A 14,037-nucleotide genomic window follows, 5' to 3' on the forward strand; every position below is an offset into this window, starting at 1 on the left:
CGAGGAGCATATCGTGACATCCCATCCGATATGCGCCGCGGCACTAGCCGCCACCCTGCTGCTGCCGGCCTTGCCGGCGGTGGCGGGTGCCGACTACGTACCGATCGCCGGGGGCACCTTCATCAGCGTGCTCTCCGGCGGTAACAGCGCCAATTCCCAAACCGACCCGGCGCCCGCCGCCGGCAGCGCCACCAGCGGGGCCGGCGAGAAAGCCGCCAGCGCCGCCAACAGCGTCAACGGCCCCGTCGACGTCGCCCCGTTCGCCCTGCGCACCGCGCCGGTGAGCAACGGCGAATTCATCGCCTTCCTGCAGAAACACCCCGAATGGCGGCGCGGCGCCGCACCGGCGATCTTCACCGACGCCAGCTACCTGAACCAGCTCGACACCGACCCCGCCGCCGCCGAGCAGCCCATCACCAGCGTCAGCTGGTTCGCCGCGCAAGCCTACTGCGCCAGCGAAAACGCCCGCCTGCCATCCTGGTACGAGTGGGAATACGTCGCCGCGGCCGACACGGAACACGCCGACGCGCGCCGCAACCCGGCCTGGCGCGCGGCCATCCTGAAGTGGTACGCGCAATCGTCGAGCACCTCGCGCCCCACCGTAGGCGGCAAGCCCAACTTCTACGGCGTGCGCGATATGCACGGCCTGATCTGGGAATGGGTGGACGATTTCAACGCGCTGCTCGTCAGCGCCGACAGCCGCACCCAAGGCGACCCCGAGCAGCTGCAATTTTGCGGCGCCGGCGCCATCAGCCTGCAAGACCGGGAAAACTACGCGATCCTGATGCGGATCGCCCTTCTGTCAGCCCTCAACGGCGCCGACACCACCAGCAGTCTGGGCTTCCGTTGCGCCCGCAACCTCACCAAGGAATAACCATGAACGCCTCGTTTATCACCCGTCCCACCCGCACCCTGCTGCCGCTGCTCATGACGGCGGCGCTGGCCTGGTCCGCGCCGGCCTCAGCGCAGAGCGACGCCGAGAAGCAGGCGGCCCACGCCGCCCACATGGCGCACGCGATGCACGCGGCCCAGGAAGAGGACAACACGCCCGTCAAGCTGTCGGGCACCTCGGTGTACCAGTTGAAAAGCGCGCTGGTCAACCAGGACGGCCACGCCTTCAAGCTGGACCAGCGGCGCGGCCAGCCCGTGCTCGTCAGCATGTTCTACAACTCCTGCAAATTCGTCTGCCCGATGCTGATCGAAACCATGCGCAGCAACGAGCAGGCGCTGACGGCGGAAGAACGCGCCAAACTGCAGGTCATGCTGATTACCTTTGACCCGGCCCGCGACGACATCAAGGCGCTCAAAAACGTGACGACGACGCGCGACCTCGACACGGCGCGCTGGACGCTGGCGCGCACCGACGCCACCAGCGTGCGGCAGATCGCCGCCGCGCTCGACATCCAGTACCGCCAACTCGGCGACGGCGAATTCAACCACACCACCGTGCTGGTGCTGCTCGACGGCGAAGGCCGCATCGTCGGCCGCACCAAGAAACTGGGCGCCGTCGACCCGGCGTTCACGAAACTGCTGCGCCAGACCATCCAGGCCGCAGCGCCCGCCAAAGCCGGCTAAGCCCCGGGCCTCCCCGAAGGCGACGCCGCCAGCCTAGCGATAGGTGACGGCGTCCGCCTCCCCCAACCACTCCAGATGCGCGTAATTATTCAGGTAGCTGAGTCCCACCTTGCCGGGCTGGTACAGCAGCTTGGTCACTGAACAGTTCACCAGCGACGCCGTCAGATCGAACAATTGCTCGTCCGGTAGCCCCAGCAAGTGGTGGCACAAGGTCGCGATCGTGCCGCCCGAGGTGAAGACGACGATGGTCTGCGCCGGCGCGGCGGCCGCCGCCAGGCGCTCCAGCGCGCCCACGCAGCGCGCGCGGAAGGCCGGCCACGACTCCGTATAGTCGGCATCGTGGGCGCCGCCCATCCAGCGCGCCATCGCCTCGTCGAAAATCACGCGGAAGGCGCGCTCGGCCTCGGCGTGCTTCGCCATGAAGGGTTTGAACGCGGCCGGGTCGGCAAAATCCGGACGGTGGCGCAACAGCACCTGCTCGTGGTCGAACTCGTTAAAACCGGCGTCCGTCTGCCAGTCGGTGTCGGCCAGCAGCGCCTTCGGCAACTCGGCCAGGCAAGCGTCGGCCGTCTGGCGGTGGCGCTTCATCGCGCCAGTGACGACGCGCTGGAAGACCTGGCGCGAATTGGCGAACCACTGCCCCAGCAGGCGCGCTTGCTCCGTGCCGAGCACCGAGAGCTGGTCATAATCGGCGCTGCCGAACGACGCCTGTCCGTGGCGTACCAGATAAATTTGTCCCATGTCGGGTGTGCTTTCGTTGCTGTAGTGCAGATGAAATGGCCAGGCGGCGCGGCGGCCCGCGCGCCGCACCTGCCCATAGCTTAGCGCAAGCGCGTACAATTCACCAAATGAATAGTATTAATCAGTCGTCATCAATTTCATGCATATATCGCGCGTCGACCTGAACCTCTTCATCGTCTTCGAAGCCATCTACGACGAAGGCAGCATCACCCGCGCCAGCCAGAAAATGAACCTGACGCAGCCGGCCATCAGCCACGCGCTGGGGCGGCTGCGCGAACTCTTCGGCGATCCCCTATTCGAGCGGCGCGGCCACGCCATGGTGCCGACGCCGCTGGCGCGCAGCATCGTCGACGCCGTGCGGCAGTCGCTGCGCGGGCTGGAACTGACCTTGAACGGCGTCGACCGCTTCGACCCGGCCAGCGCGCGGCGCCGGTTCACGCTGGCGCTGCGCGCGGCGCTGGAACCGAGCATACTGCCGCCGCTGATGGCGCGCATCGCCGTCGCCGCCCCGCAAGTGGACTTGGCGGTGCTGCAAAGCGAGCGGCGCACGCTGGAAAGCGAACTGGCGGCCGGCACCCTCGACGCCGCCATCGACGTACTGCTGCCGCTGTCGGCCGACATCGCCCACACGCGCATCGCCGCCGACCACACCGTCGTGCTGGCGCGCCGCGGCCACCCGCGCGCGGGCACGGGGCTGGACCTGCCGACCTACCTGGCGCTGGAACACATCCTGGTCAGCTCGCGCCGGCGCGGCCCGGGGCTGGAAGATTTCGAGCTAAGCCGGATGGGGCTGCAACGGCGCGTGCGGCTGCGCTGCCAGCACTATTTCGCCGCCTGCCGCGTCGTCAGCCAGACCGACCTCGTGCTGGCGATGCCGGAGCGCTACGCCCGCGTCGTCAACGAACAATTCGGCAACCAAATCCTGGCCTCGCCGCTGCCGCTGCCGGCCGTCGACAACCACCTGTACTGGCACGCCAACGTCAGCCACGACCCCGCCAACATCTGGCTGCGCGAGCAACTGCTTGCCGTGATGCTGGATTAGCTGGGGACAGACCACGATTTCCGGGAAATCTTTCCCGGAAATCGTGGTCTGTCCCCAGCTGTTCTGGCGTGTATTCGTAACAGAATGCAACGTCTATGGGCGCGAAAGCAAATAATGATATTCTTGCTAATCCTTGACCCGCACGACGAGTCCGGGAAACTGCGAGATATTTTTGGAAGAACCGCGACAGATGCCCCAAAACAGCTACAGCCCGCTCTACCAGCCGCGCCCAGGCCGCTCCAACACCGTCCTGGCCGGCGTCGTCCTGTCCCTGATTCTGCATGCGGGATTGCTGCATTTCTTCACGGCGCCGCCGGGGCACAAAGCGGACGCCGAGGCCCATGCGGACATCCTCAACACCATCGTCTGGATGCCGCCGCGCAAGGTTGTCGAGCCTGCTCCGGTGCTCGTGGCGGACGTGGCGCCCGACATCAGCCCGCGCTCGCGCCGCGAGGCGAAGCCGCGCGCGGCCAGCGCGGCGACCGGCGCGCCCGGCGAAGCTGTCGCGGCGACACAAGCTGAGCCGATTACGCTGCCGGCGCAGCCCGCCGCCGACGGTGCAACACCCAAATTCGATATGAACGTGGCGCTGCAGTCGGCGCGCAAATTCGCCGGCACGCGCGCGACCAGGAATGACGCGCCGAATGCGCAATTGCAGGACAAGCCGATCAACGAGCTGAAAAGCGAGAACGATCTCGCGCGCGGCATCGGCAGTGCGTCGCGGGCCGATTGCAAGAACGTCGCCTCGGGCGCCGGCGTCATGGCGCTGGTGATCGTGCCCTATCTGCTCCTCACCGACAAGAAGGATTCAGGCTGCAAATGGTAGGCGCCTGATGCGATCCGGCGGCACGCAGCCGGGCTTGCCCCCGGCTTGCCGCTGCCGTTAAGCGCCTTCCGCTCTCGGCGCCTCGACCGCCTCCGTGGCGGCCGGCGGCTCGCCGCCAAGGTCCGGCGCGGCTGGCGCCGGCGCCGGTGCGCCCTCCTGTTGCAATTCTCCGGGCTCCTCGACCACCTCGTCCGGCTCCGCCTCCGGCTGCGGCAGCGGCGCCGGACGGCGGCCGCCGGGGAAGATCGCGTCGCGTCCAATTTTTCCGCCGTCGATCGCGCTCTTGAAGAAGTCGCCAACGAGCAGCAGCGCATTGTGGCCGCCCTGGCCCCAGTAATCGCTGCGCATCGTCACGCGCGCATCGTTGAAGCCGACCCAGGCGCCGGCCACCAGGTTCGGGTGCATCAGGATGAACCAGCCGTCGGTATTGTTCTGCGTCGTGCCCGTCTTACCGGCGACATCGCCCTGGATGCCGAAACGGTAGCGCACGCCGGCGCCGGTGCCGCGGTTGACGACGCCGCGCATCATGTCGATCAGCGTCACCGCCGACTCCGCCGACATGGCGCGTTGCGGCGCCTCGGCGTCGAAACTGGCCACCGTCTTGCCGTGGCGGTCGGTGATGTGGGTGACGAACACGGGCTTGCGGTACTCGCCCTGCGCGGCGATGCTGGCATAGGCGTTGACCATTTCCAGCAGCGTCACCGGGCTGGTGCCCAACGCCAGCGACGGCACCATCGCCAGCTTGCTGTCGCGGATGCCGAGGCCGCGCGCCAGCTTGGCGATGCCGGGCAGGCCGACGTCCTGCATCACCTGCGCCGTGATCGTGTTCTTCGAGTACACCAGGCCGTCGCGCATGGTCATCTGCTGGCCGCTGGTGCCGCTCATGTCGGTCGGACGCCAGATGCTGCCGTCGGCGGCCTTGATGTCGAGCACCGCGTCGCGGTAGGGCCGCTCCGGCAGCAAGCCCTTTTCCAGCGCGGCGCCGTAGACGAAGGGCTTGAAGGTCGAGCCGGGCTGGCGCTGCGCCTGCTCGACGTGGTCGAACTGCCCGCGGTGGAAGTCGCGGCTGCCGACCCAGGCGCGCAACTGGCCGTTGGCCGGGTCGATCGCCACGAAGCCTGCCTCCAGGCGCGACTTGGCCGCGCGCAGTTGGGCGATGAAGGGGCGGTCCGCCTTCATCCGCTTGAGCGCGTCGGCGGCTGCCTCGCCGCCGTCGAGGGCGCGGCGGTACTCGGGCGACTCGCGCACGATGGCATCGGCCAGCGCCGGGTGCGACTGCCAGAAATACTCAAATGGCGCGGCGCCGTCGCGCATCCACGCGTAGGCGCCCGTCGACGTCGACGCCGACAGGCCCGGGCGACTCCACTCGGCGTCGGCGACCGCCTGCAGCGCGTTGCCCTGGCGCTCGACGGCACGCATGGCTGCCTGCTGCAGCGTGAAATCGAGCGTCGTGTGCACCACCAGGCCGTCGCGCTGCAGGTTATAGTCGTTCTCGTCGGCCCACTCGATCAACCACTTGCGCACGTGCGCCGTGAAGTGCGTATCGGTCGGACTGCGCTCGCTCTGGCGCGAGAAATGCACGCGCAGCGGACGCTTGAGCAGCTCGCGGTAGCGCCGCTCCGTAAGCAGCTCGTGCTTGCGCATCTGTCCCAGCACGACGTTGCGGCGCTGCAGGGAGCGCTCGGGATTTCCGACCGGATTATAGTAATTCGTCCCCTTGAGCATGCCCACCAGGGTCGCGCTCTCCAGAATGTCGAGCTTGGCGGCCGGCTTGTCGAAATACGTGCGCGCCGCCATCTCGATGCCGAAGCTGTTGTACAGGAAAGGCACCGTATTCAGATAAGCTTCCAGGATTTCCGTCTTGCTGAACGTGAGCTCGATCTTCAGCGCCGTGATCAGCTCCTTGAGCTTGCGGTTCAGATTGCGCGAGCGGCCTATCTCCTCGGGGAACATATTCCGCGCCAGTTGCTGCGTGATGGTCGAGCCGCCCTGGGCGTCGCCCTTCAGGCTGGCCAGCATGGCGCCACCGACGCGGCGGATATCCACGCCGTGGTGCTGGTAAAAACGATGGTCCTCGGTGGCGATCAGCGCACTGACGACCAGCGGCGAAATCTGCGCCAGCGTCACATGCTCCTGCACGCCCTGCTCGAAGCTGGCCAACTCCTTGCCGTCGGCCGACACCAGCGTCGTCGCCTGGGCGGCGCGGGCATGGCGCAGGTCGCTGATGCCGGGTGTGAACGGAATCAGCAGCAGCAGATACAGCAACAGCAAGGCGGACCCGGCGCCTGCCGAGCCCAGCGCGATCAGCAGGCGACGTCGCCACGGCGAGCAGCTTTGCAGATAGGCGCGGGTCCGCGCGCAAACGGCCCGCGCGCGGACAAACAGCGCCTGCGCCCGAATCGACACGGCCGCCGCCACACGCAAAAAATGGCCGCGCGCACGGCTAGCCAGTGTTTGATTCTCTTCCATTCTTGATGCCTTGCCCGATGCCGGTTGATCCCGTGCGGCAGTATACCCGAGCGTGGCGCGGCTACCCTGAAGTGGCAAATGCGTTAAAATTTCCCGATTTGCAATTAACCCCATCCAAGATGAACTTGCGTTGCGCCACCTTGCTGGCTGTGGCCGCCCTTTGCGGTTGCGCCAGGCCGCTGCCGTCCCCCGAGAATACGGCCGCGCCGGATGCGAATGCCGAACTCATCGCGCAGGCGCAAGCGGCCCGCATCGAGGCTGCGTCGCAGCGGCGGGAAGAGGCGGCGCAGATGCGGGGATGGCAGTACTCCGCCCGCACCGACGAGGCAAGCAGGATCGAGTCGACGTTTGCGCAACTGCTGTCAACGAACCAACTGGACTTTCTGCCGCCCTATGACGGCGGCAGCCGCGGCGACATCGTACTACGGCAGCGCCCGGGCGAGGAGCTGGCCGTGATATTCAGCATATCCAACGGGCAGATCGTCTGCCTGCCCTCCTGCACCATCCAAGTTCGCTTCGACGACGCCGCACCCGTCGCGTTCAACGGCAGCGTGCCATCGAACCGCAGCATCACGACGCTGTTCCTGTGGCCTGCGGACACCTTCCTGGCCAAGTTGCGCACCGCCAGGCGCATGCGCGTCGAAATCCCGTATTTCCGGCACGGCCTGCAAGTGAGCGAATTCGATGTGGACGGCCTCGCGTGGGAGCACGCTGCGGTACAGGCGAAGAAACCGGATGCGATCAGATAAAGGGGCCATGTTGCAAAGCGGCCCTATCCTAGCCACATAAACAAACCGAGGCAGGCCAGCCCAAGTAAAATCGCCGACGCCAATATCGGCGTCAAGCGCTCCAAGCGGGTCGGTCCGACCACCCTGGTGCGGAGAGGCCCGGCGATACCGGCGGGGAAATTCGAGCCAAGCTGTGCCGGCTCCGGTTTCGGAGGGGGAGCTATCGACGCCAAGTGCTCCGTGCCGGCGGGGCAATTCAGACTGCCATCAAAGGAATCCAGGCTCACGATCACACCCCGACGACGGTTGACGAGTTGGCAATAACCGCACTTCCGCAAGCTGTGCGGCAACCGTGCAGAACAATCGCAATGCCTCCCTCCAGCGTGGCGCCGCCGCCCTCGACAATTTGATTGGCGCCATGCTTGGGGCAACTAACCCAGTCGCCGACCCGGGCGGCGCGCTTGCCGTTGACGGGAAAATTTCCGCTCGCCTGTAGCACTTTGCCACCGTGCGTCGTGGCGTCGCCTTCCCTGCAAATTGGCCTGCTCATCAGAACTCCTCCCTGATCGTCAAGTGGTAGGCGCCGGTGCGCGGCCAGAACGGGCGCTTGATGGCGGCATCCTTCTGCATCTGCTCGGCGCTGGGCGGCGTCACCAGCAGCAAGGTCGCGCCGTCGTCGCGGCGCAGGTTGGCCACCAGCGTCGCGCCGCCCGATTGCCGGCCCGCCATGCTCGCCAGCGCCACGGCGACGAAGGGGCTGCCGGCGCCGACGTCGCCGAGGATGCGCGCCAGGTCGTAGCCGCGCTTCGGATCGAGCAAGTCGAATTGCTCGTCGAGCGCATGCACGCTTTGCGCGAAGGGGAGGAAGCGCGCCGCGCCGTTGCGATCGTCCAGCACGCTGGCGTAGTCGTACAGGATGCGCGCGGGCAGCTTGCCGCCGAGCGGCGCCAGCGCGGCGTGCAGGGCCGCCTCCATACGGACCTGCCGCTCGGCCGCCTTGACCGGCTTGCCCTGCTCGTCCAGATACGACACCACCTGCGGCCGGTACAAGGTGCCCAGGTTCTCAAGATGGTCGTACTGGTCGATCTGGAATGAGGTCCACGGCTCGGCGATGAAGGGCGTCGGAACGAAGGGTCGCGGCGGCGCTTTGTTCCAGCCGGCGAATTGGGACCAGTTGCGCGACGGGTCGCCACCGCGGTTCTTGATCACCATCGTGTCGTTCACCAGCGGCGCATACGGACGCAGCCAGTCGATGCGTCCGCGACGCACCAAGGTCAGGAACGTCCAGCTATCACTGGGGATGCGGGCGTGTTTAGGATGAAGGGCAAGCTCAATCATTTCATCGAACTTTTTTCGGTCGTTGACATAGTAGCGCTCTGTTCGCTGAGCGGCGCCATCCTTGGCCGCCACGCCCACAGCAGGAAGGTCGGCATACTTGTCGAAGGTTGTAAAAATGGTACTCCAGAGCAGGTCCGGATTGTCGTTCAAGTACGAATTCATGACCTGTCCGCTCTGGGTCAGCAGGCCGGCGAATCTGCCGCGTGCCGTATATGGATCAGCATCGCCCGTCTCAACAAAGCTATCGGCATTGGATTCGCGCATTTTATCTTTGTCACTGTCTTTGTCCGATCCATGTAACGCGGGCCCGACTATCGCAACAGGCAAAGGGTAGCGATCCATAAAGTCACGCATCGCGATATCCACAGCGTCCTCTTTACGTTTAGCGCTAATCATTTGTACTTCATCAGTATTCTTCGCATATTTTTTTGGATCTTTTGAAACAATATACTGGCCGTTGCTATTTTCAACGGCAACCCATAGATTCAAGTCCGGGTAATCCGGATGATTTCTCCATGTCTCCATGCTAACCCCAACGCCGACGATCTCAATTGATTCTATTGCAATACCATAGTATTTCATTTTTTCACCCATGAAATTATCAGGCTCTCCATATGGAAAAGCTGCCATTACTCTTGGAACAAGAGTGAAAACAATCAAAAAAGAAACAATGAGTCTAATCGAAAAATTAACATATCCATAATCAATCACAATAAATAGCTTCCTTAACATTTCTAACTCCGCAATGAAATTAATTAAATTAGGCACCCCCATAAATATTTTCCGTTTCTTTTTTCCGAGAATTTACCTCCCCCACTATTTCAGAAACAACATATGGCTGCACACTCTTCACCGTGCAATTCATGGTAAAATCTGGCAACGCCCCAGCTTCACTTTCACTAATGCAATAATAATTATAATTTCCATTAATTATTTCACGATCTGCAGCAGCGACCAAGCCAGCATCGTTCAACAAAGTAAGCAATTCCAATGGTGGAGGTGAATATGATGGGTTTTTTTTGTTATTGGTAAAATCCGATGCCTTCCCAAACCAATTCGTCCGCCAATCCGCCACCGCCCGCAGAAACCGGATCCAGGTCAGGTCGCCGTCTTTCAGAATGCCGCTGACGCCGATGCATAAATCGTAGGCGGTCGCCTTTTCGGAGTGCATCGGGTTGCTGACGATGCTCGAATGCCAGGAGTTCTTCTCAAACGTCCCCAGCCAGCGCGCCTTGGCCTCCGCCGGCGACTCGCCAGCCCGCATGCCGACGTTATCTTTCCGGAGATAGGGATTGGCGACGGCGACGGCCGCGTCGATCGGCGAAATGGCCAGGGTGGCCTTCCCCAGCTCGGGCTGGAATGGCTGCGGCAATTCCTCCCCGTTCACCCGGCGGTTCCGCGCCGCCGTCATCTGGCTCGCGATATTCCATGTGAAGCTCAGGCGGATCGGATGCGGCGCGCTGCCGACATCGGGCGCGCCCTTGGTCGGCCCCGCCGGCGACGCGAAGGCCCGCTGCAGGAAGCGCCCGCCCAGCCGTTCCAGCATGCCGTCGTACACGCCCCACCAACCGATGCCCTCGATGTTGCCCAGCCCGACGGTGAGGTCGTCCGGGCTGAAGTACAGGTACACCTTGCCGCGGTTGTCGCGCTCCTTGTTTGCGTCGTGGCGCCATTTAGGCCCGACCACCCCCTCGCCCAGCTCCCGCAGCGCCGCGAACTTGGGCTCGCTGGCCGGCTGGTGCGTGATGAAGTCCTTGATGATGTTCAACAGCGTCGCCTCGCGTGCGGCGACGCTCTGCTGCGCCTCGTCCGTCTGGAGCTGCTCCAGCGCCGGCTGGTCGACGCTGTATGGCCAGTTGTTCAGGATCAGCGTGTCGGCCTTGATGCCGCCCTTTTCCGCGGCCAGGATCGCGTGCGCCAGCAGGCTCACGAAGCAGCCCTGGCTGTGCGCGACGATGTTGATCGGCTCGGCCGGCGACTGCCTGCGTATGATGCGGATCAGCGCGGCCAGGCGCTGCGCCGCCAGCACCATGTAGTGGCGCGGCGGCGCGTCGAGCATCGGATGGGTCGGCGACTCCGGGTCGGCCCTGCGTATCGTCCAGTTGCGCTTGAATCCCGGCCCGAACATGTCAGGGATATTCGTCGTCGCGTTGACGAACGGCCCGCCGTTCTTCGCGTAGCGCTTGTCGATGCGGTTGCCGTACCGGTCCAGGTATTCGCCATGCTTTTGCTGCGTGTCGGCCTTGTTCGTGTCCTCCCGGAATCCCCACAAAAAGGGGATCACCGGCGACGTCGTGCTGTCCGACGAGCGCGCGAAATACACTTTGTCGGGGTCGGGGTGAATGTCCTCGGGCTTGTATTGCTGCCCTTCCCCCAGCGCCAGCGGCAGCACGTAGTTGGCTGGCTCCAGGTGTTCGCCCCGGTCCAGCCGGGTGTTCAGTCCGGCGCAGATACCCTGCTCCTGGTAGGGGAAGGCTTCGCCGATGTCGTTCACGCCGTGCACCAGGATGACGAGGCACGGCGCCGGGCGCGTCAGCGGAACGTACTGGTTGCCGCCGCCCGGCAGCAGCCACTGCGCCTGCTTGCCCATGACGATCCTGTTTTCCCCGTCCTCGCTCATGCTTTCCCCTTCCAGAACTTAAGCTCGGCGATGTGGATGGCGTCTTTTTGCGCCAGCGCAGTTTGGCCGTTGGCGTCGGTGACGCCCTCGATGACCTGCCCATCCTTCAATAGGATTTTGTAGTTGTAGTCGGCGGCGACCGCGCTTTTGTCGCCGGCGAAATGGGCGGTGAACTGGCGCTCGGCCTTGCCGACGTCGAACTTCGGCATTTCCGTGCTGGCGCCCCGCGCGGCGGTGATGCTGGGCGCGTCGCTCTGCAAATTGAGGGTTTTGGCGTCTATCGTGATCTGTTCTGGCGTCATGTGCAAAAAGCTGCTGCCAACCTGTAACAGCAGGTACTTTTCCGCTCTGATCAGGACGCCGTCGTGGATGGACGTGACCGTCAACGCCTTGTCAGCCGTCAGTTCCATCGTATTGTGCTGTGCCTGGCCGATAAACTTTCCCTGGCTGCTCATCAGACGCACATCCCCGTCGACGGCGAACTGTTCGATGTTTTTGGCTGCGGTGTGGAGGATGTCCCCCATCGCATAGTGCTGCTGATTGTTGCCCGCGACGGTGTCGATGTTCTGGCCCGCGTAATGGCTCTGGTTCCTGGGCGTGGCGCTGGCGATGCCGGCCGCGCCGCTGATGGCGAGCACAGCCTGGCCCGACGCCGCCTGCCCGGCTGCGGCTTCCTTGCCGGCACCGTGGCCGAGCGCGTCGACGGCCCCGGCCAGCTCTTGCTGCGGCGCCGTCTGGCGCTTGCCGCCTTGATGCGCCGCAGCCGCCTGGCCCAGACCTTTGGCAATGTCGAGCGCCTGCTCCAGGCAGCCGACCAGCTCGTCGCGGCTGAGCATGCCGCCAACCGCCCGGGGGCGGCCGTCTGTGCTCAGCAGCAATCCTTTGGCGGCCCGCAACGCGCCCGCGCCGCCGGTTTCCAAGGCAAAACCCTCGCCCCGCGCATCCTTGCGCCCGCCGGCATCGTCGATGCGGGTGATGCTCCCCAGCGACAGTTGGCTGTGCAGGTGGTCGCTCCGGAGCTGGGCCTGGATGGCGTCCTTGCTGTCGTCGAGCAGCAGATGGTTGCCGCGCGCGCCAGACTCCAGTTCGCGGCTGCGCAGCCCCATCAAGGACAGTTGCTCCGGCAAGTTCCACGGCGGCCGATGGGTGTTGTTGTAGACGCCGCCGACGATGATCGGATGGTCGACATTCCCGTCCAGAAACTGCACCAGCACCTCCTGGCCGACGCGGGGCAAGGCCATCTGCCCGAAGTTGCTGCCGGCCAGCGGCGCCATCACGCGTATCCACGGCGAGCTGTCGAGGTCGAACTTGCCGATCCGGTCCCAATGGAATTGCAGCCGGACCCGGCCGTATAAGTCCGTGTAGATTTCCTGGCCGGGCGGGCCGACCACGGTGGCCGTCTGCGCGCCGGGATCGGCGCACGGCGCGCTGTTGAAGTGGCGGCCAGGCCGCCAGCGCACGCTCTTGCGGATGCAGGCGAAGCTGTTTTCATAGTGCGAGCCGGTCCCCGGTCCGGCCTGATAGTTGTTGCTCGCCGTATGTTCCACCGACAGGATCAGGTAGTCGCGCGCGGCGATGCTGGCGCGCGGCGCCTCGCCCCGCGCCGGCACGGCGGCCTCGCCGCTGAAGTGCCCGTCCAGCCGGAAGCTGCGCCCCGCCTGGGCGCCGCGGTCGTTGCCGCCGGCCTCGAAATACTGGGCGGCGGCGTCATGCTCGTCCATGCGGCGCCGCGCCAGCGCCGCGCCGCCGCCCGAGTCCTTGTAGCCGTAGGAGCCGGTGTTTTCGTAGACCTCGTGGACGTCGACGTCGCCCTGCCGGTTCAGCGCATGGCCGCTGGCGCGCTGCGCATACGGGTTCTTGTAGTCGAAGCTGGCCAACGTCACGACGCCGGAGGCGATGCGCCGCACCGCCCGCCAGTCGTGGACGCCGTCCGCCTCCAGCGATCCGGCGTGGTGGCGAAACGGCATGGCGCCGGCGCCGTCGGTCGGCTCGGCCATCGTCGTGTTGTCGCCGATGACCAGGGTATGGCCGTCGGCGCGGTGTTCGTACCAGTAGTGCAGGCCCAGCGCCTCCCAGCGCCGGTGCAGGTGGTTGTAGTCCGTTTCATTGTGCTGGTTGGCGCAGCTCAGCTTGGGATCGTCGTCGTAGAGGCAGCTTTGCCAGTCGCGCTGCAGATAGTGTGCGAAGGTCGCCTCCGTCAGTTCCATGACGCTGCGCCCGTGGAAGGACACGCAGTCGCGGCGCAGTCTCAGCAGCGCCAGCCACGGTTCCAGCACCATGTCGTAGAAGGCGAAGCCGCCGTCCGTGCGGTTGAAGCGAAACTCGGTGACGTAGCCGTTGAAGTGGCGCAGCGAGCCGTCCTGGCGCACCATCGAGACGGTCACCATCCTGGCCATCATGGCCTTGAGGGCTATGCGGGCGTCGTCGGACAGCACCTCGACGTGGAAGCGGAAGTCGCGCGACATTTCCTCGCGCGCGCGCAGCGTGTTGACCAGCATGACGGCGTTGCCGGGGCCGCCGCGCGGGAAGGTCATGCGCAGCAGGCGCCTGTGCTGGGAGTCCTGGCCCAGCGCGGATAGTGACGCCATGTGCTCGGCCACCCTGCTTCCATCCATGCCTGCCTCCTTGCCGCGCGTTAACCTTGCAATCCACTGGCAATTTTATTGTGAGCATCGTCCCGGGTGTTGACGCAACACAG

General features: G+C 65.0%; 11 protein-coding genes and 1 pseudogene. 5 read left to right on the top strand and 7 right to left on the bottom strand.

The window, feature by feature from the left end:
- The first annotated feature begins 13 nt into the window (after positions 1-13).
- Both OIK44_RS05590 and OIK44_RS05595 read left to right on the top strand, forming a co-directional pair.
- Entirely contained in the window at positions 14-874 is an 861-nt protein-coding gene (locus tag OIK44_RS05590) for a formylglycine-generating enzyme family protein (protein ID WP_273669710.1), read from the top strand.
- 2 nt (positions 875-876) lie between these two features.
- Positions 877-1,575 (top strand): SCO family protein, encoded by a 699-nt coding sequence (locus OIK44_RS05595; protein WP_273669711.1) that lies wholly within the window; start codon positions 877-879, stop codon positions 1,573-1,575.
- Between the two features lie 33 nt (positions 1,576-1,608).
- Here OIK44_RS05595 and OIK44_RS05600 read toward each other — a convergent pair whose 3' ends face one another.
- Positions 1,609-2,316 carry a histidine phosphatase family protein gene (locus OIK44_RS05600; protein ID WP_273669712.1) on the bottom strand — a complete coding sequence of 236 codons (708 nt, stop codon included), beginning with the start codon at positions 2,314-2,316 and terminating at the stop codon, positions 1,609-1,611.
- Between the two features lie 139 nt (positions 2,317-2,455).
- Between OIK44_RS05600 and OIK44_RS05605 the strand changes: the two genes are divergently transcribed.
- Both OIK44_RS05605 and OIK44_RS05610 read left to right on the top strand, forming a co-directional pair.
- On the top strand, positions 2,456-3,358 hold the full coding sequence (locus tag OIK44_RS05605) for a LysR family transcriptional regulator (RefSeq protein WP_273669713.1): 903 nt from the start codon (positions 2,456-2,458) through the stop codon (positions 3,356-3,358).
- A 190-nt stretch (positions 3,359-3,548) separates the two neighbouring features.
- Positions 3,549-4,184 carry a hypothetical protein gene (locus tag OIK44_RS05610; protein WP_273669714.1) on the top strand — a complete coding sequence of 212 codons (636 nt, stop codon included), beginning with the start codon at positions 3,549-3,551 and terminating at the stop codon, positions 4,182-4,184.
- Between the two features lie 57 nt (positions 4,185-4,241).
- On the opposite strand, the gene OIK44_RS05615 is transcribed toward OIK44_RS05610, so the two are convergent.
- Positions 4,242-6,590: a penicillin-binding protein 1A gene (locus OIK44_RS05615; protein WP_420213818.1), complete on the bottom strand. Its 2,349-nt coding sequence runs from the start codon at positions 6,588-6,590 to the stop codon at positions 4,242-4,244.
- An 80-nt stretch (positions 6,591-6,670) separates the two neighbouring features.
- Between OIK44_RS05615 and OIK44_RS05620 the strand changes: the two genes are divergently transcribed.
- Entirely contained in the window at positions 6,671-7,402 is a 732-nt protein-coding gene (locus tag OIK44_RS05620) for a hypothetical protein (RefSeq protein WP_273669716.1), read from the top strand.
- A 268-nt stretch (positions 7,403-7,670) separates the two neighbouring features.
- Here the strand turns inward: OIK44_RS05620 and OIK44_RS05625 are convergent, their stop codons facing one another.
- The 5 genes and pseudogenes from OIK44_RS05625 to tssI form a co-directional block, all read right to left on the bottom strand.
- Positions 7,671-7,931 carry a PAAR domain-containing protein gene (locus tag OIK44_RS05625; RefSeq protein ID WP_273669717.1) on the bottom strand — a complete coding sequence of 87 codons (261 nt, stop codon included), beginning with the start codon at positions 7,929-7,931 and terminating at the stop codon, positions 7,671-7,673.
- Positions 7,931-8,650: a DUF2875 family protein gene (locus OIK44_RS05630; protein WP_273669800.1), complete on the bottom strand. Its 720-nt coding sequence runs from the start codon at positions 8,648-8,650 to the stop codon at positions 7,931-7,933. Before OIK44_RS05630 ends, OIK44_RS05625 begins: the two co-directional genes overlap by 1 nt.
- Positions 8,651-8,821: 171 nt before the next feature.
- Positions 8,822-9,493 (bottom strand): annotated as a pseudogene (locus OIK44_RS25685) (type VI lipase adapter Tla3 domain-containing protein); the annotation flags it as partial.
- Complete coding sequence (locus tag OIK44_RS05640) at positions 9,480-11,339, bottom strand: T6SS effector phospholipase Tle3 domain-containing protein (protein ID WP_273669719.1); 1,860 nt, start codon at positions 11,337-11,339, stop codon at positions 9,480-9,482. The gene OIK44_RS05640 and the pseudogene OIK44_RS25685, both read right to left, overlap by 14 nt.
- The gene (gene tssI / locus OIK44_RS05645) at positions 11,336-13,954 is read right to left on the bottom strand and encodes a type VI secretion system Vgr family protein (RefSeq protein WP_273669720.1); all 2,619 of its coding nucleotides are present in this window, start codon (positions 13,952-13,954) and stop codon (positions 11,336-11,338) included. The genes OIK44_RS05640 and tssI overlap by 4 nt, the downstream gene beginning before the upstream one ends.
- Positions 13,955-14,037: the final 83 nt, after the last annotated feature.

The organism is Janthinobacterium fluminis, from assembly GCF_028595325.1.
Lineage (GTDB): Bacteria > Pseudomonadota > Gammaproteobacteria > Burkholderiales > Burkholderiaceae_D > Janthinobacterium > Janthinobacterium fluminis.